1 pseudogene is annotated in these 536 nt (G+C 66.2%); it reads right to left on the bottom strand.

What is annotated here, in order from left to right:
* Nucleotides 1–26: 26 nt before the first annotated feature.
* Nucleotides 27–536 (bottom strand): annotated as a pseudogene (locus OWC48_RS46120) (ribonucleoside-triphosphate reductase, adenosylcobalamin-dependent); the annotation flags it as partial.

A 536-nucleotide genomic window follows, 5' to 3' on the forward strand; every position in this document is an offset into this window, starting at 1 on the left:
CAGCTCCTCGGCGATCTCCGGCGTCCTCATCGGATCGGGCACCCGCCGGTCGCGCACTCGCCCTGGTCGAGCAGCTCGGCGGACTTGTCCTCGGAGATGTCGATCGGTGAGAGCCGGCGCCGGTACGCTTCGTACCGCTCGCGCGAGACACACTCCTGCGGGCGGTACTTGAAGCCCAGCTCCTCCGCGGTGGCGAGCGGGTTGTTGCGCTTGAGGAATGACACGCCGACGTACTCGTCCCAATGCTCCATGAACCAGTCGACCATGGCCGGGATCTCGGCCTCGTCGAAGGCCACCGTACGCGAGCAGTTGTGGTGGACGTAGTGCTTCAGCAGGAGGCGGTAGCGCTCCAGCTGGCTGATGGCACTCTCTCGGGTCACCTCGAGGTGCTCACCCTCGACCAGGTCGATAGCGGTGAACTTGGACGACGCAGGATACTCGACGGGCCAGCAGACGATGACGCCGGTCGGGTCGTTCGGGTTCGGCTTCATGTCGGAGCCGGCGGCCCGGAAGGCGCCGAGCATCGGATCGTTCGA

The sequence above is a fragment of the Bradyrhizobium sp. Arg816 genome (assembly GCF_029989365.1).
Classification (GTDB): Bacteria; Pseudomonadota; Alphaproteobacteria; order Rhizobiales; family Xanthobacteraceae; genus Bradyrhizobium.